17 protein-coding genes and 1 tRNA gene are annotated in these 15,869 nt (G+C 70.2%); 2 read left to right on the top strand and 16 right to left on the bottom strand.

Annotated features, from left to right (window positions below):
• Positions 1 to 155 precede the first annotated feature (155 nt).
• Complete coding sequence (locus JHN45_RS27630; RefSeq protein WP_200710688.1) at positions 156 to 812, top strand: NAD(P)H-binding protein; 657 nt, start codon at positions 156 to 158, stop codon at positions 810 to 812.
• A 28-nt stretch (positions 813 to 840) separates the two neighbouring features.
• Here JHN45_RS27630 and JHN45_RS27625 read toward each other — a convergent pair whose 3' ends face one another.
• The 4 genes from JHN45_RS27625 to JHN45_RS27610 all read right to left on the bottom strand — a co-directional run bounded on the left by JHN45_RS27625 (position 841) and on the right by JHN45_RS27610 (position 3,110).
• Positions 841 to 1,053 carry a hypothetical protein gene (locus JHN45_RS27625; RefSeq protein WP_093627344.1) on the bottom strand — a complete coding sequence of 71 codons (213 nt, stop codon included), beginning with the start codon at positions 1,051 to 1,053 and terminating at the stop codon, positions 841 to 843.
• Positions 1,054 to 1,100: 47 nt separating this feature from the next.
• Positions 1,101 to 1,913: a polysaccharide lyase family 7 protein gene (locus JHN45_RS27620; RefSeq protein WP_201051077.1), complete on the bottom strand. Its 813-nt coding sequence runs from the start codon at positions 1,911 to 1,913 to the stop codon at positions 1,101 to 1,103.
• A gap of 308 nt (positions 1,914 to 2,221) precedes the next feature.
• The gene (locus tag JHN45_RS27615) at positions 2,222 to 2,659 is read right to left on the bottom strand and encodes a hypothetical protein (RefSeq protein ID WP_201051075.1); all 438 of its coding nucleotides are present in this window, start codon (positions 2,657 to 2,659) and stop codon (positions 2,222 to 2,224) included.
• A gap of 369 nt (positions 2,660 to 3,028) precedes the next feature.
• A tRNA-Tyr gene (locus JHN45_RS27610) sits at positions 3,029 to 3,110 on the bottom strand.
• A 234-nt stretch (positions 3,111 to 3,344) separates the two neighbouring features.
• On the opposite strand from JHN45_RS27610, the gene JHN45_RS27605 reads away from it, so the two are divergent.
• The gene (locus JHN45_RS27605) at positions 3,345 to 3,833 is read left to right on the top strand and encodes a YajQ family cyclic di-GMP-binding protein (protein ID WP_200715184.1); all 489 of its coding nucleotides are present in this window, start codon (positions 3,345 to 3,347) and stop codon (positions 3,831 to 3,833) included.
• Between the two features lie 116 nt (positions 3,834 to 3,949).
• Here JHN45_RS27605 and JHN45_RS27600 read toward each other — a convergent pair whose 3' ends face one another.
• The 12 genes from JHN45_RS27600 to JHN45_RS27545 form a co-directional block, all read right to left on the bottom strand.
• Positions 3,950 to 4,216, bottom strand: coding sequence for a GlsB/YeaQ/YmgE family stress response membrane protein (locus tag JHN45_RS27600; protein WP_200679136.1), 267 nt, complete (start codon positions 4,214 to 4,216; stop codon positions 3,950 to 3,952).
• 221 nt (positions 4,217 to 4,437) lie between these two features.
• Entirely contained in the window at positions 4,438 to 5,004 is a 567-nt protein-coding gene (locus JHN45_RS27595; protein WP_201051073.1) for an SMI1/KNR4 family protein, read from the bottom strand.
• Between the two features lie 97 nt (positions 5,005 to 5,101).
• On the bottom strand, positions 5,102 to 6,271 hold the full coding sequence (locus tag JHN45_RS27590; protein ID WP_307783204.1) for a barstar family protein: 1,170 nt from the start codon (positions 6,269 to 6,271) through the stop codon (positions 5,102 to 5,104).
• 11 nt (positions 6,272 to 6,282) lie between these two features.
• Positions 6,283 to 6,675, bottom strand: coding sequence for a YccF domain-containing protein (locus JHN45_RS27585; protein ID WP_200715186.1), 393 nt, complete (start codon positions 6,673 to 6,675; stop codon positions 6,283 to 6,285).
• A complete protein-coding gene (gene htpX, locus JHN45_RS27580) occupies positions 6,672 to 7,535 on the bottom strand; it encodes a zinc metalloprotease HtpX (RefSeq protein WP_200715187.1) in 864 nt (287 codons plus the stop codon). Before htpX ends, JHN45_RS27585 begins: the two co-directional genes overlap by 4 nt.
• A 190-nt stretch (positions 7,536 to 7,725) precedes the next feature.
• Positions 7,726 to 9,249: an NADH-quinone oxidoreductase subunit N gene (locus tag JHN45_RS27575; RefSeq protein ID WP_201051071.1), complete on the bottom strand. Its 1,524-nt coding sequence runs from the start codon at positions 9,247 to 9,249 to the stop codon at positions 7,726 to 7,728.
• Positions 9,246 to 10,820: a NuoM family protein gene (locus JHN45_RS27570; RefSeq protein ID WP_200715189.1), complete on the bottom strand. Its 1,575-nt coding sequence runs from the start codon at positions 10,818 to 10,820 to the stop codon at positions 9,246 to 9,248. The genes JHN45_RS27575 and JHN45_RS27570 overlap by 4 nt, the downstream gene beginning before the upstream one ends.
• A gap of 6 nt (positions 10,821 to 10,826) precedes the next feature.
• A complete protein-coding gene (locus JHN45_RS27565; protein ID WP_201051066.1) occupies positions 10,827 to 12,821 on the bottom strand; it encodes an NADH-quinone oxidoreductase subunit L in 1,995 nt (664 codons plus the stop codon).
• Positions 12,818 to 13,261 carry an NADH-quinone oxidoreductase subunit NuoK gene (nuoK, locus tag JHN45_RS27560; RefSeq protein ID WP_201051064.1) on the bottom strand — a complete coding sequence of 148 codons (444 nt, stop codon included), beginning with the start codon at positions 13,259 to 13,261 and terminating at the stop codon, positions 12,818 to 12,820. The genes JHN45_RS27565 and nuoK overlap by 4 nt, the downstream gene beginning before the upstream one ends.
• Positions 13,261 to 13,986, bottom strand: a complete 726-nt coding sequence (locus tag JHN45_RS27555; protein ID WP_201051062.1) for an NADH-quinone oxidoreductase subunit J — start codon at positions 13,984 to 13,986, stop codon at positions 13,261 to 13,263. The genes nuoK and JHN45_RS27555 overlap by 1 nt, the downstream gene beginning before the upstream one ends.
• Positions 13,983 to 14,780 (bottom strand): NADH-quinone oxidoreductase subunit I, encoded by a 798-nt coding sequence (locus tag JHN45_RS27550; RefSeq protein ID WP_201051061.1) that lies wholly within the window; start codon positions 14,778 to 14,780, stop codon positions 13,983 to 13,985. Before JHN45_RS27550 ends, JHN45_RS27555 begins: the two co-directional genes overlap by 4 nt.
• Positions 14,777 to 15,748 carry a complex I subunit 1 family protein gene (locus tag JHN45_RS27545; protein WP_201051059.1) on the bottom strand — a complete coding sequence of 324 codons (972 nt, stop codon included), beginning with the start codon at positions 15,746 to 15,748 and terminating at the stop codon, positions 14,777 to 14,779. The genes JHN45_RS27550 and JHN45_RS27545 overlap by 4 nt, the downstream gene beginning before the upstream one ends.
• Positions 15,749 to 15,869 lie beyond the last annotated feature (121 nt).

The raw sequence follows: 15,869 nt of genomic DNA, 5'->3' as shown, positions 1-15,869 counted from the left end.
CGTGACCCGCTGCCGCTCGGGGGCGCACGCCTGGGGCGCGAAGACCCGCGTGCACCCCTGCTCGCGCGCCCGGCGCGTGCGGCACGGGGGTGTGCTGCCGGGACGGGGCTGAAGTCATGCGGCGTGTGCGGCCGTCCGGGCGTACGGTCGAAGGCATGCGCATTGTCATCGCTGGAGGTCATGGTCAGATCGCGCTGCGGCTGGAGCGTCTGCTCGCCGCGCGTGGTGAAGAGGTCGCGGGCATCATCCGCAACGCCGGGCAGAGCGACGATCTGCGGGCGGCCGGCGCCGAACCGCTGGTGCTCGACCTGGAGTCGGCCTCGGTCGAGGAGGTCGCGGCGCTGCTGCGGGGCGCGGACGCGGCGGTCTTCGCGGCGGGCGCGGGCCCGGGCAGCGGTACGGCCCGGAAGGACACGGTGGACCGGGGTTCGGCGGTGCTGTTCGCCGACGCGGCGGTCCTGGCGGGCGTACGACGTCATGTCGTCGTCTCCTCGATGGGCGCGGATCCCGCGCACCCCGGGGACGGTGTGTTCGACGTGTACCTGCGGGCCAAGGGCGAGGCCGACGCGTACGTACGCGGCCTGGATGCCCTGGACTGGACGATTCTGCGCCCCGGTTCGCTCACGAACGACGCCGGCACCGGCCTGGTCCGCCTGGAGGCCCACACCGGGCGCGGCGCGATCCCGCGCGACGATGTGGCCGCCGTACTCGCGGAGTTGGTGGAGACCCCGGCGACGGCCGGCCTGACGCTGGAGCTGATCGGTGGGTCCGCGCCGGTGTCGGTGGCGGTGAAGTCGGTGGCGGGGAACTGAGCTTGTCCGCCGGACGTTCTCCTGCTGACTAGAACAGTGGCATCTGGCCCGGGAAGTCCGGCACCGCGTAGCCGTCCAACGCGGGCTGGGCCGCCCCGAGTTCCGCCTGTCGGCGCGAGCCGGGGCACGACACGAGCTCGCCGCTCTCGCGTGCGCCGGGCGGGTCGTGGCGCGCGAACCGTCCGGCGACGACGGCGATCTCGCGACGGCACTCGGGGCAACTCCTGCGGCGTGACGACATGGGATCAGTCTGCCCCGCCGCAGGCCGCGTCGGCCGTCGAGGCTCGCTCAGCTGTGGGAGACGGTGAGTCCGTAGAAGGCGACCCGGGCACCCTTGGTGGTGCTGTCGGAGGACGACTGGTTGTACGAACCGGCCTTGAAGTACTGCTTGTAGGCGTTGAAGGACGACGGGATGGCGTAGTGCGTGGTGCTCCCGTTGACCGTCAGGTTGATGGTGTTGCCGCCCGAGACGCCGATCGTGTAGCTCCAGGTCTTGCCGACGGCCACGTTGCCGACGGTGTGGAGCGTCTGGCCGCCGTCGGGCGAGTTCTCCGTGCCGAGGACGATGTCGCCGCTCGACCGGTAGTACAGCTCCAGCAGCGGCTTGGTGGACGTGCCGCCCGTGCCGAGGTGGATCTGGCCCACGCAGACGTTCGACGTGACGGAGACGACCCGTAGCGTCGCCTTCATCGTGTGCGTGCCGCTGAGCGACCAGTTGGCGGCGCTGCCGCTGCGGTTCATCTCCCGCAGTTCGGAGCGGGCGTAGTTCGAGTTGGGCGTGGTGACGCCCTTCTCCGGCGCCCAGAAGGTCATCGCGCCGTCGCGGGTGTCCGTGTAGAAGTACGAGTCCTGGAAGCCGTTGGCCCCCTGGAGGCGGGCCGACGAGATCGTCGTGGGCGAGCCGGGGGAACCCACCGGCTCCTGAAGCTGCCACACCCCCAGGTCGAAGTTCCCGCCGGGCGCGACGGTCGGGTCGGCGAGGGGTGCGGCGACGGCGCCGGTGACATTGGTACTGCCCGACGCGGCCGGAGCGGCAAGGGCCAGCCCGCCGGTGACGGCGGTGACGGTGGCCAGGGAGGTGAGCAGCGTACGCATGCGCATGGGGGGGTGCCTTCCTGTCTGCTCGATGGACTCGGTTGGCAATGCGTGTTCATGTAGATGAACTTTGTGTTTCAACATGAACGCGATGCCGCGACAGTAGGGCTGTGGCACGGTCACGTCAAGACTTTGGTCCATACCAGGGCGGCGGGGGCCCCGAGTTGCCGGCGTGCGGCATCGAGCAGGCGGGCGCAGCGGTTTCGGTGACGCCCCTGCACCGGCCCTTGGCGGGTCGCGGACCGCCTCCCCGCATTGGCCGCATTGGCCCTGCCTCGATCAAATCAGCGACTGCGAGCCGGACTTGAGGATCGCTAGTCGGCCTTCGTCCACCTGTTGCAGCCGGTGGTGGTGAACGCCTTGTCCGTGGGCGCGATGGTGACCGTCGTCTGCCCCATGGTGTTTCCGTTGGCGATGATGTCCCGCAACTCGCCGGAAGTACTGCTCAGTCGAGCCCAATAACAGTTGGTGACGAGCCCGCCCTGCGGGCCGTCCGTACGGTACGTGCCGGGTTTGATGTCCTTGCCGACCACGTACGTACCGTCCCCCGGAATCTCGCCGGAACGCGCCTTCTGGGCAGTGCCGGAGCTGTCGGTCGACGAGGTTTCTGTCGCGATGGAGGTTGCCGTGACGGTGACCCTCGGTGTCGCCGGAGTGTCCGTCGAGCCGCCAGCGCCCGCATAGCCGGCGACGGCTCCGATCGCGAAGCCGATCACGATGGCCGCGATGTGCGTCAGGACGCCCCTGCTCAACCTCCCCCACCGAGGTCGAGGAGAGGCGCTGCTCTGCCGCCCGTCCTGCCGCAGCGGGCCTTCCGGGGGCCCTGATGGAGCACCGGCCGTCATGCCCTCAGCCTGCGCCTGCCCAACGCCGTCCGCATCTCGTCCAGATGGGCCTCGGACGCACCGCCGCGCAGATGACGAACAGAGCTGGTCCTCGCAACAGGTCGGCCCTTCGACCTGGGCCGCGTATGGTCCGGAAGACCCGATCGGCCAAGGGTCCGTGCGTCACAGAGTGAGGCCGGTCACCTGGTTTCGGCCCCGTGCGGAAAGATCGTCCCGGACAGGAAAAGACCCCCTCCAGTCTGCGTTCCCGCAGATCGGAGGGGGTCTACCTACATGTGGCGGCGCCAGGGTTCGAACCTGGGTAGGCTTAGCCGGCAGATTTACAGTCTGCTCCCTTTGGCCGCTCGGGCACACCGCCGGGGTTGCTGCCTCTCGTACCGCTTTTCGGCGGTGCTCCGTGGCAACGACGTAAACGATACCCGATGCGTGGGGGTGCTTCGCCACCCGATAGATCGGCGCCCGGAGGGGAGCGGGTGGCTAGGCTTATACGGATGCGGCCCGGCGCCTACACCGGGCTCGGCGGCTGTCCCCACGCACGCCGATACGCAGTGACACGCATCGATACGCACCCCGATACAAGGAGCCACAGGACATGGCCGACTCCAGTTTCGACATCGTCTCGAAGGTCGAGCGGCAGGAGGTCGACAACGCCCTCAACCAGGCCGCCAAGGAGATCTCGCAGCGCTACGACTTCAAGGGCGTGGGTGCCTCGATCGCATGGTCCGCCGAGAAGATCCTCATGGAGGCGAACTCCGAGGAGCGGGTCAAGGCGGTGCTCGATGTCTTCCAGTCCAAGCTGGTCAAGCGCGGCATCTCGCTGAAGGCGCTGGACGCCGGTGAGCCTCAGCTCTCCGGCAAGGAGTACAAGATCTTCGCGTCCATCGAGGAGGGCATCTCCCAGGACAACGCGAAGAAAGTGGCGAAGATCATTCGCGACGAGGGTCCCAAGGGCGTGAAGGCCCAGGTTCAGGGCGACGAACTGCGGGTCAGCTCGAAGAGCCGCGACGACCTTCAGGCCGTGCAGGCCCTGCTCAAGGGCAAGGACTTCGACTTCGCGCTGCAGTTCGTCAACTACCGGTAGAACCATGGCTCGCGCGCCCGGCGCGCAGCGGTACGCGGTACGAGAAGGGTGGGTGCCCGTCGGCACCCACCCTTCTCCCCTGCTGGCTGCGGTACGGGGGCGCGCTGAGGCAGGTTCTAGTTGCGCGAGTTGCCGAAGAAGATGCGGTAGGCGATCAGGAGGACGAGTGCGCCGCCTATCGCCGAGGCCCAGGTGGCGCCGTCGTAGAAGTTCTTCGCGACCGGGTGGTCCAGCCAACGGGCCGATATCCATCCGCCGATGAACGCGCCCGCGATGCCGATGACGGTCGTACCGATGAAGCCGCCCGGGTCGCGGCCCGGCAGCAGGAATTTGGCGATGGCTCCGGCCAACAGTCCCAGGATGATCCAGCTGATGATGCCCATGCCGTGAACCTGCCCTTTCACACTGTGCTCGCACTGATCCGGAGCTGTGAATTCCGCCCGGACAGGCTGTGTTCGTAGGTCCTTGCCCACGGCCTGTCGCTGCATGTTCCGCCGTGTCGATGAACAGGACGTCACGGATGCGTGTGGTGGTTGCAGGCATCGGCGGAGAGGAGCGGGGTGGTGCCGGGAGGGGCGGCACGGTCGGCCGTGCCGGGAGTCGGTCAGGACGCCTGCGGGGTCGTGCGTATGCGGAAGTCGTCCCACGGCTCGGGCTCGATGCCGATGTTGGCGTCGACGTACCAGCCGGTGCCGTCGAGCCAGCCCTGGAGCCAGTCGGCGAGGCTGGGCGCGTCCACGTACCACGCGTGGTCCGCCTCGTCCGCGTTCGGCTCGTAGAGCAGCACGGTGGCCTGCGGGGTTCGGCAGTCCACGCACGCGTACATCGCGCAGCCCCAGTGGGATATCGGCAGGACGCCCTCGGGCCAGGGCCAGTCGGGGTCCTTGCGTCCGCTCTCGCGGTTGGCGAGGTACTGCGTGACGGCGGCGGGCTCGCCGGCGGGCGGGCTGTCGAGCAGGGGCAACAGGCCGTACTCCGGGCCGAATCCGCCGTCCCCTATGCGCGAGTAGAGCGCCGCGAGCAGTGGGGGCAGGCTGAAGCCCAGGGTGGCCTCGGCGCGAGTCACCGTGGCCTCGTCCACCGGGGCGGGGAGTGAAGTCCAGCCCCACGGCAAGGTGTTGCGGGCCTCGGCGGCCACCCGGGTCAGCAGTCGCTGCTCGTTCTCGGTCATGGCTTCATAGTGCAACGCGCCACTGACAATCGGGCCGGCCTGTGGACAGCCCGGCGGTTGTGGAGAACCGGCTCACCTGGGGTCCGGTGACGAACGGTCAGGCCAGGCGGACGTCGACATGCCTTTCGGCGAGGAGGGCGAGCAGTTCCTCGAACGTCGGTGGGCGTGGGCCGGTGAGCGGGGCGAGGCCCAGGCAGGTGCGGGCGACGGTCGCGTCGTGCCAGACGAGGGTGAAGGGCGGAGCCGCTCCCCAGTGACCGCGCAGGCAGTCGTCCAGGGCGTCGACGCCCCGACCGAAGTATCCGCCGGGGCCGTTGACCGCCTCGCCGAGAGCGCAGAAGAAGCCCTGCGGGTCGGTGATGTGTCTGCCGTCGAGGTGGTAGGTGGTGCCCGGCGGCCGGTCCGGGGCGCCGTGGGCGTGGTTCGCCAGCGCGATGCCGAGCCAGAACCGGCGCCCCTCGGCGTCGCAACCGGCCCAGCGGCCGGGCTCGGAGGGACGCCCCTCGCCCCACAGGTCCCACACCGTCCGGGCCGCGAACGGTGGCCGTTCCGCCCAGGGGTCGAGGGTGAGGTCGACCAGGCCGGGGCCGCGCGCGGACGGGATCCAGGCCCGCAACTCGCCCTCGGTGGCGGGCTGCAGGGGCCGACCCGAGGCGTCGATGCGCAGCACCTTGGCGTGGCCGAGATCCTCGTCCCCGCTGTCCATGGCGGCCCGCAGCGCGCCGCGCGGGGAACAGCCCAACAGGCGCACGGGAGGGTCCAGCGGTTCGGGCCGGTCCTCCTGGGGATGGGCCAAGTCCCGGCAGCCGCCCCAGGGTTCGCCGTCCGGGCCGAGCAGCCGGTAGCCCGGGGAGAGCGGTGGGCAGTGCGGGTAGTCGTAGGGGTTGTCGTCGGACGGCAGCCCCTCGACGGTGACGTCCCTCAGCGACAGGTCACGCGCGCAGGGGCGGTCGCCGACCACGCGTACGTCCTCCAGCCACCAGTCCCCGTCCGTTCCCGCGCCGGTGCCGGTCTTGTCGAGGATCTCCAGGGTGAGCAGGCCGAGCGGCGCCGAACCGTCGGCACGCGCGCGTGCGAGGGCTGCGGCGAGTTCGCCCTCGGGTGCGCAGCCGAGCAGTTCGTACGTCTCCCGGATGAGTGGGGGCGGGTCGGCGAAGAGGTCGTCGGCGTCCTGGCACAGGGCCCAGGTCTGCTCGTACCCGTGCTCGCCGGTGGACTCGGAGCCTTCGTCGTACGACAGCAGGACGTACTTCGGCGCCCCCACCACGGTCGGCCCCGTCAGCGGGTGGCGAACGGCTGGTCCGTGGGCACGATTTCGCGGCCCAGGGGGAACAGCGAGACCGGGATCAGCTTGAAGTTGGCGATGCCGAAGGGGATGCCGATGATCGTGATACACATGGCGATGCCGGTGACGATGTGCGCGAGGGCCAGCCACCAGCCCGCGAGGACCAGCCACAGGACGTTGCCGACGCAGGACGCCGCACCGGCGTCACGGCGCTCGACCGTGGTGTACCCGAAGGGCCACAGGGCGTAGACGCCGATGCGGAACGCGGCGATGCCGAACGGGATGCCGATGATGGTGATGCACAGCAGCGCGCCGGCGAGCAGGTACCCGAGGAACAGCCAGAAGCCGCTCAGGACGAGCCAAATGACGTTCAGGATGGTTTTCACTGAGGGCGACCTGCCATCTTCTCGAGCCGGGCGATGCGCTCCGCCATCGGCGGGTGTGTCGAGAACATCTTGGAGAGTCCCTGGCCCGGGCGGAAGGGGTTCGCGATCATCATGTGGCTCGCGGTCTCGATGCGGGGCTCCGGGGGCAGCGGAAGCTGCTTGGTGCCCGCGTCGAGTTTGCGCAGGGCGCTGGCGAGGGCGAGGGGGTCCCCGGTCAGCTGCGCGCCGGACGCGTCCGCCTCGTACTCCCTGGAGCGGCTGATGGCCAGTTGGATGAGGCTGGCCGCGAGAGGGCCCAGAATCATGATCATCAGCATGCCCAGGATGCCGGGTCCGTCGTCGTCGTTCGAGCGGCCGATCGGGATCAGCCAGGCGAAGTTGACCAGGAACATGATCACCGAGGCGAGGGCACCGGCGACCGACGAGATCAGGATGTCGCGGTTGTAGACATGGCTCAGCTCGTGGCCGATGACTCCGCGCAGCTCGCGCTCGTCCAGGATGCGCAGGATGCCTTCCGTGCAGCACACGGCGGCATTGCGCGGGTTGCGGCCCGTCGCGAAGGCGTTGGGCGCCTCCGTGGGCGAGATGTACAGGCGCGGCATGGGCTGACGGGCCTGGGTCGAGAGCTCGCGGACCATGCGGTACAGGGCGGGGGCCTCGAACTCGCTCACCGGGCGGGCGCGCATCGCGCGTAGCGCCAGTTTGTCGCTGTTCCAGTACGCGTACGCGTTCGTGCCCAGCGCGATCACGACCGCTACGACGAGCCCCATGCGGCCGAAGAAGCTGCCGATGACGATGATGAGTGCGGACAGTCCCCCGAGGAGAACTGCGGTCCTGAGCCCGTTGTGCCGGCGGTGCACGGTACGCCCTCCAAAATCGTGCGGCAGGGGAACCCTTTGCTTGCTGATCTCCGATGCCACTGGTCTCGTGGTGCCACGTCCAGTGGACCCTTCCGCACTGGTCAACGCCAGGCGAGGGCCACTAGTTCCCTTGTGCGTACGGCGCCGGGCGTGGGCCGTCCGGGTGAGGACGGTGGTATGTGCCGGTGGCTCAGAAGAGTCCGGTGTCGGCGAAGCGCAGGACCAGTTGGGGTGCTCCGGAGAGGGCGATTCCGAGGGCACCGGTGAGCGCGAGGGCGGCGGTGAGGGGGGCCGGGACGCGGTGCTTGTCGTGCTCTCCCTCGGGCGCGCGGAACAGCAGAGCCGTCCACTGGAGGTAGTAGAAAAGCGCGATCACCACGTTGACGGCCATGACGACCGCCAGCCAGCCCAGACCCGCGTCGACGGCCGCCGAGAAGACGGTGACCTTGGCGAAGAGCCCGATGACCCCCGGCGGCAGTCCGGCGAGGCACAGCAGGAAGAAGGCCAGGAGGAGGGCTGCCAGGGGGTTCGACGCGTACAGGCCGCGGTAGTCGCTGATGCGGTTCAGGGCTCTGCTACGGCCCACCAGCGCGGCCACCGCGAAGGCGCCGAGGTTCACGGCCGCGTACATGAGGGCGTAGGCGACGGTGGAGCCGATCGACTTCTGGGCGTCCTTGGAGTACGCGGCGGCGGCGATCGGTACGAGGAGGTAGCCGGCCTGGCCGACGGAGGACCAGGCGAGCAGCCGTACCGCGCTGTACGCGCGCGTGGCCTGTTGGCGCAGGGCGCCCAGGTTGCCGACCGTCATGGTGAGGGCGGCCAGTGCGGCGAGCGCCGGACCCCACACGTCGGCGTACGACGGGAAGGCGACGACGGTGACGAGGATCAGGCCGGAGAAGCCGACCGCCTTGCCGACGACCGACAAGTAGGCGGCGATCGGGAGGGGCGCCCCTACGTAGGTGTCGGGTACCCAGAAGTGGAAGGGGACGGCGGCCGTCTTGAAGGCGAAGCCGATGAGGGTGAGGACGACGCCGGTCTGGGCGAGGGTGTGGAACTGGCCGTCGACGTGCTGGATGCGGTCGGCGATCTCGGTGAGGTACAGGGTGCCCGTGGTGGCGTAGACGAAGCTGACGCCCATCAGGCTGACCGCGGTCGCGGTGACCGAGGACAGGAAGAACTTGAGGGCCGCTTCTGCGGACTTCTTGTCGCCGTGCCGGATGCCGACGAGGGCGAACGCGGGCAGGGAGGCGACCTCCAGGGCGACGATCAGGGTCGCGAGGTCGCGGGAGGCGGGCAGGAGGGCGGCGCCCGCGGCGGAGGAGAGCAGCAGGAACCAGTACTCCCCTTCGGGGAGTCCCTTGTCGGCGTCCTTCAGGGTGGTGATCGACAGGAGGGCCGCGAGGAGGGCGCCTCCGAGGACCAGGAACTGGATGACCAGGGTGAAGCGGTCCGCCGTATAGCTGCAGGCGGTCGGGGCGCCGGTGAGGCAGAAGGTGGCGCGGTCGCCGTCCAGGAGGGGCAGCAGCATGAGCGCGGAGGCGGCGAGGCCCGCGACCGACGCCCACCCCAGGAGTGCCTTCTTGGCGTCCGGGAGGAACAGGTCGGCGACGAGGACGACCAGGCCGACGACGGCCGTGATGGTGGGCGGTGCGATCGCGAGCCAGTCGACGGACTGGACCATCGACTCCGCGAGAGGCTGGACCGGGGCGCTCATCGGGTGCCTCCTGCGAGGAGCTGCTGGACGGCCGGGTCGGTCAGGCCGAGGAGTGCCTTCGGCCACAGGCCGGCGGCGACGGTGAGCGCGACGAGCGGGGTCCAGGCCGCGAACTCGTACGTCTGGACGTCGGCGAGCTTCGGCGCCTCCTGCGCCACGGCGCCCATGCAGACGCGGCGGACGACGGCGAGCATGTAGGCGGCGGTCAGCAGGGTGCCGAAGGCCGCGATCGCCATGAAGGTGAGGAACGCGGGGCGGCTGAGGTCGGCGGCGGGCTTGAACGCGCCGAACAGTGCCAGCATCTCGCCCCAGAATCCGGCGAGTCCGGGGAGTCCGAGCGAGGCGACGGCGGCGAACGCGAGCAGGCCGCCGAGGCGCGGGGCCTTGCCGTAGAGGGCCGCGCCGGTCTCCTCGGCGAGGGTGTCCAGGTCGGTCGTGCCCGTGCGGTCCTTGAGGGCGCCGACGAGGAAGAACAGGAGGCCGGTGATGAGGCCGTGGGCGATGTTGGCGAACAGGGCGCCGTTCACGCCGGTCGGGGTCATCGTCGAGATGCCCAGCAGGACGAAGCCCATGTGGCCGACGGACGAGTAGGCGATGAGGCGCTTGAGGTCGCCCTTCGCGCCCTGTTTCGCGAGGGCGAGGCAGGCCAGGGAACCGTAGATGATCCCGACGACGGCGAAGGCGGCGAGGTAGGGCGCGAAGGTGTGCATGCCGTCGGGGGCGATCGGCAGCAGGATGCGGACGAACCCGTACGTGCCCATCTTCAGCATCACGCCCGCGAGCAGGACCGAGCCGACGGTCGGAGCGGCGGTGTGGGCGTCGGGCAGCCAGCTGTGCAGCGGCCACATCGGCGTCTTGACCGCGAGCCCGATCCCGACCGCCAGAACGGCGATGACCTGCACGGATGTGGTGAGCGAGCGGCCGTTGTCAGTGGCGAGTGCCACCATGTCGAATGTGCCCGCCTTGATTCCGATCAGGAGCAGGCCGAGCAGCATGACGACGGAGCCGAGCAGTGTGAAGAGGATGAACTTCCAGGCGGCCTGGGTGCGTTGGGCACCGCCCCAGCGGGCGATGAGGAAGTACATCGGGATGAGGACGGTCTCGAAGGCGAGGAAGAAGAGGATCAGGTCGAGGACGGCGAAGGTGGCGAGGGTGCCGGACTCCAGGACGAGGATCAGGGCGACAAATGCCTTCGGGGACGGGCCCGTTGGCATCTTGAAGTAGGAGTAGAGCGCGCAGAGGAAGGTCAGCAGCGCGGTCAGGACCAGGAGGGGGAGGGAGATGCCGTCGATGCCGAGGTGGATGCGCACGTCGAGTGCGGGGATCCAGCTGATGTCGGTCGTGGCCTGCATCTTCGACGGATGGTCGTGGTCGAAGCCGAGCGCGAGGACGATCGCGGCGATGAGGATCACGCCGGTCACGGTGACGCCGTGCCGTAGGACGGCCTGCTCGGGCGACTTCCCCTTCAGCCCCGGCGGGGCGGGCAGGAGAGCGGCGACGGCGCCGAGGAGCGGGCCGACGACGACGAACGCCAGAAGAACCTGCATCACGGACTCGTTGATATCGATCACGCCTGCTCACGCTCCCGTGGCGACGAGGAGGACGGCGACCGTCAGGACGACGGTGCCGGCGAGCAGCGCGCTCACATAGGTCTGCAGATTGCCGGTCTGGGCGCGCCGTACGGCGGCTCCGGCGAGGCGGGGCAGGGTGCCCGCGCCCCGTACGTAGGTGTCGACGACCTCGCGGTCGAGGAACCGGACGAGACCCGCCGCCGCCATCACCGGGCGGACGAACAGGGCCGCGTAGACGGCGTCCAGGTGGAAGCCGGTGGCCGCGTGGCGGTGCAGCGGGCCGAGCAGGAGGCGGCCCGGGTCCGCCGGGTCGGGTGCCGATGCCACGTCTCCGTAGGCGGGCGTGTGGCTCGCGATGGCCTCGGCCTCGACGAGTCCGGCGTCGCCCTCCGGGTGGGCCGCGACCGCGCCCAGCGGTGTGCGGGCCGCGAGCGCGGTGGTGTGCCGCCAGGCGCCGTAGGTGACGATGCCGCCGACGAGCGCGACACCCGTGCCGAGGACGGACGTGGTGAGCGTCGGGGTCAGGTCGCGGCCGTCGAACCAGTCCGGGAGCACACGGTAGGCGAGTCCGCCGAGGGCGAGGGACGGGACGGCGAGCACCCACAGCACCGCGTTCATCACGACGGGCTGCCTGCCGTGGTCGGGGGCCTCGACTCCCCTGCCGTGGAAGGCGAGCAGCCACAGGCGCGTCGCGTAGGCGGCGGTGAGCAGGGCCGTGAGCAGGCCGGCGACGAGGACGATCCAGCCCGCGGCGCCGGGGATGCGCGCGGTGTGCTCGGTGGCCGCGTGTTCGGCGGCGCCGAGGACGGACTCCTTGGAGAAGAAGCCGCTGAACGGCGGGATCGCGGCGAGTGCGAGGAGCGCCACGGTCATCGTCCAGAAGGCATCGGGGACGCGGGCGCGCAGGTTGCCCATGCGGGACATGGCGGCCAGTGAGTTGGTGCCGGAGGCGTGGATGATCACGCCGGCGGCGAGGAAGAGCAGCGCCTTGAAGGCGCCGTGGGACAGGAGGTGGAAGACGGCGGCACCGCGGTCGCCGACGGCCAAGGCACCGGTCATGTAGCCGAGTTGGCCGATCGTCGAGTAGGCGAGGACGCGCTTGATGTCGTCCTGGGCGAACGCGGCGAGGCCCGAGCCGGTCATCGTCACGGCGGCCATGACGGCGAGGACGACCATCGCGGCCGAGGAGGCCTCGAAGACCGGGAGGAGACGGGCGACGAAGTAGACACCGGCGGCGACCATCGTCGCGGCGTGGATCAGCGCGGACACGGGGGTCGGGCCGGCCATCGCGTCGGGCAGCCAGGTGTGCAGCGGGAACTGCGCCGACTTGCCCGCCACGCCGGCCAGGAGCAGCAGCGCGATCAGTGTCGGGTGGTGCAGCCCACCGCTCGCGACGGTGCTCAGGATCTTGGTGATGCGGAAGGACCCGGCGTCGGTGGCGAGCGCGAACAGGCCGATCAGGAAGGGGACATCGCCGAGCTTGGTGACGAGGAAGGCCTTCATGGAGGCGGCGCGGGCCTCCGGGGTCTCCCAGTAGTGGCCGACGAGGAAGTAGGAGCAGATGCCCATGACTTCCCAGCCGACCAGCAGCACGATCAGGTCGCCGGAGTAGACGACCAGGAGCATCGCGGAGGTGAAGAGGGAGACGAGCGCGGCGTACGAGGGGTAGCGCGGGTCGTCGCGCAGGTAGCCCGTCGAGTAGATCTGCACGCAGGTGGCGACGAAGGCGACCAGGACGGCGACGAGGGCGGCGAAGCCGTCGATGTGCAGGGCGAGTTCGACGGGGACCGAGCCGGTGGGCGTGAGCTCGGTGGCGGAGTCGATGGCCGCCTCGCCGCCCTGGCGTACGGCGACGATCGCGGCCAGCGCGAGCGCGGCGAGCGTCGGCAGCACGGCGAGCGGGCGGACGAAGCCGGGGGCGGTACGGCCCAGGAGCAGGCCGGCCGCGGCGCCCAGGAACGGGAGAAGGGGGACGAGGACGGCGAGGGTGGTCGTGGTCACGCGGTGGCCTCAGCCTTCTCGGCCGCGGGGGGCTCGGTGCCGTCGCTGTCGGGGCCGTCGACCCCACTGGGATCGCCGGGTCCGCCAGGTCCACCGGGACCGCCGGGACCGTCCGGTTCGTGGCCCTCGGCGGTGTCGCGGAGCCTGTCGATGTCCGAGGTGCCGCGGGCTCGGTAGACGGCGAGGACGATCGCCAGGCCGATGCCGATCTCGGCGGCGGCGATGGCGATGGTGAACAGCGTCAGGGCCTGGCCGGAGTGGAGCTTGTCCTCGGCGGTCCGGCTGAGCCAGACGTCGAAGGCGACCAGGTTCAGGTTGACGGCGTTGAGCATCAGCTCGACCGACATCAGGACGAGGATCGCGTTGCGGCGGGCGAGGACGCCGTAGACGCCTGTGCAGAAGAGGAGGGCGGCGAGCACGGCGGGATAGACGAGGTGCATCAGCGGGCTCCTTCCTGCTCGGTCGGGTTGTTCCGGGCGGTGGGACCGTTGCCCTCAACCGCACCTTTTCGCCCGATCGTGTGATTACGGGAATCCGGGACGGATGGGGAACTACCGGTCGCGGGCCGGGAGTTCACAGGGGGAGAGCTCGACTCCGCCTTCGACTTGCGGGAGAGGACGATCGCGCCGACCAGCGCCGCGAGGAGAAGGACGGAGAGGGCCTCGAAGGGGAGGACCCAGTTCTGGAACAGGCTCGCGCCGGTCACCGCGGTGGAGCCGGCGGCCGGACCGTCCAGGTCCATCCAGGTCGCGCGGAAGGCGTCGACGACGACCCACACCAGGGCCGCCGCGGCGGCGACGGCCACGGCGAGGGCGGCCCAGCGGTTGCCGGAGTCCGCGTCCGGGGAGCGGCCGATGGGGGCCTTGGTGAGCATCAGACCGAAGAGAAGGAGGACGACTACGGAACCGACATAGATGAGGACCTGCACCCAGGCGATGAACTCGGCGGTGAGCAGGAGGTATTCGACGGCGACGCCCCCGAGGGCCACCACGAGCCACAGGGCGGCGTGCACCAGCTGCTTGGTGGTGACGGTGACGAGGGCGGCGCCGAAGGTGACCAGGCCGACGAGGAGGAAGGCGATCTCCACGCCGGTCGGGGAGAGAAAGCCGTGGGTGTGGGTGGCGGCGAGGGTTGCCGTGGCGGTGGCAGTGGCGGCGAGGGTCACGACTGTCCCTCCGGCGGGTCGGTGGGCGAGGCCGACTCGGCGTGGCCGGGCTCGGCGGGCTCGGGCGCCTCGGGTGACTCGGGTGACTCGGGCGCGGTCTGAGCGACCCCGGTGACCTCCGCGGCCTCGGTGACCTCCGCGGCCTCGGTGACCTCCGTGACCTCGGTGACCTCGGTGACCTCCGCAGCCTGGGCGACCCCTGCAGCCCCGGTGTCCTCCGCAGCCTGGGCCGCCTCCACCGCCTCGGCGGCCTCCGCCTCCGCGGCAGCTTGAGTCGCGGCCAGCTTCTCGGCGGTCTTGCGGGCGGCGGCGATCTCCTTGGGCTCCTCCGCGCCGGGGTCGAGGGCGGGTGGGGCCGGGACGGTCCACATCCACTCGCGGAGCTTGTCGCGTTCGTGCGTGAGTTCGTGGATGTCGGTCTCGGCGTACTCGAACTCCGGGGACCAGAACAGGGCGTCGAAAGGACAGACCTCGATGCAGATACCGCAGTACATGCACAGGGAGAAGTCGATGGCGAAGCGGTCGAGGACGTTGCGGCTGCGCTCGCGGCCACCCGGGGCCGCCGCCGGGACCGTCTCCTTGTGGGAGTCGATGTAGATGCACCAGTCGGGGCACTCGCGGGCGCAGAGCATGCAGACCGTGCAGTTCTCCTCGAACAGGCCGATGACTCCGCGGGTGCGGGGCGGGAGGTCGGGCTGGGTGTCCGGGTACTGCTCGGTGACGGTCTTCTTCGTCATCGTGCGGAGGGTGACGGCCAGGCCCTTGGCCAGGCCGGAGCCGGGAAACGGGGTCACTGGAGGAACACCACCTTCACGATGCCGGTGAGGGCGATCTGAGCGAGGGAGAGGGGGACAAGGAGGGTCCAGGAGAGCTTCTGGAGCTGGTCCTCGCGCAAGCGGGGATAGGTGACGCGGAGCCAGATGACGACGAAGGCGAGGAGCGCGGTCTTCAGCAGGGTCCACACCCAGCCGAGTCCGTCCGCACCCCACGGGCCGTGCCAGCCGCCCAGGAAGAGGACGGTGGTCAGGCCGCACAGGACGACGATTCCGGCGTACTCGGCGAGGAGGAAGAGAGCGAAGCGGAGACCGGTGTACTCGGTGTAGGCGCCGAAGATGATCTCGGAGTCGGCGACGGGCATGTCGAAGGGGGGCCGCTGGAGTTCGGCCAGGCCGGCCACGAAGAAGACGATCGCGCCGACGATCTGCCAGGGCAGCCACCACCAGTGGAAGGCGTCGAGGATGCGGGGGAGGGAGACCGTGCCGGCCGCCATGGCCACGGAAGCGGCGGTGAGCAGCATGGGGAGTTCGTAGGCGAGGAGTTGGGCGGCGGTGCGGAGGCCGCCGAGGAGGGAGAACTTGTTGGCGGAGGCCCAGCCGGCCATGAGGGAGCCGAGGACACTCACGCCCATCACCGCGAGGACGAAGAAGATACCCGCGTCCAGGACTTGACCGACGGCACCCTCGCCCGGGCCGATCGGGATGGCGAGGAGGACGAGCAGGTACGGGAGGAGGGCGACGGCGGGGGCGAGTTGGAAGATACGGCGGTCCGCACCCGCCGGGACGATGTCTTCCTTCTGCGCGAACTTCACGCCGTCCGCGACGAGTTGGGCCCAGCCGTGGAAGCCACCGGCATACATCGGACCGAGGCGGCCCTGCATGTGGGCCATCACCTTGTGCTCGGTCTGACCGACGATGAGGGGGAAGGTGAGGAAGACGACGAAGACGATCAGGAGTCGCAGGGCGACGTCGAACGCGTCGTTCACTGCGGGCCTCCTGCGGGGGTGTCGGGGGTCGGATCTTCGGGGCCTTGGCCTTCGGGGGTTGGATCGGCTGCGGCCGGGCCGGCTTGACCCTCGGCCGAGTCGGCTCCGGCTCCGGCTCCGG

This window comes from Streptomyces sp. MBT53, assembly GCF_016654115.1.
In the GTDB taxonomy this organism is placed as follows: domain Bacteria; phylum Actinomycetota; class Actinomycetes; order Streptomycetales; family Streptomycetaceae; genus Streptomyces.
Note: the sequence above shows the minus strand (reverse complement) of the source record. Positions and strands in the feature narration are given on the sequence as shown.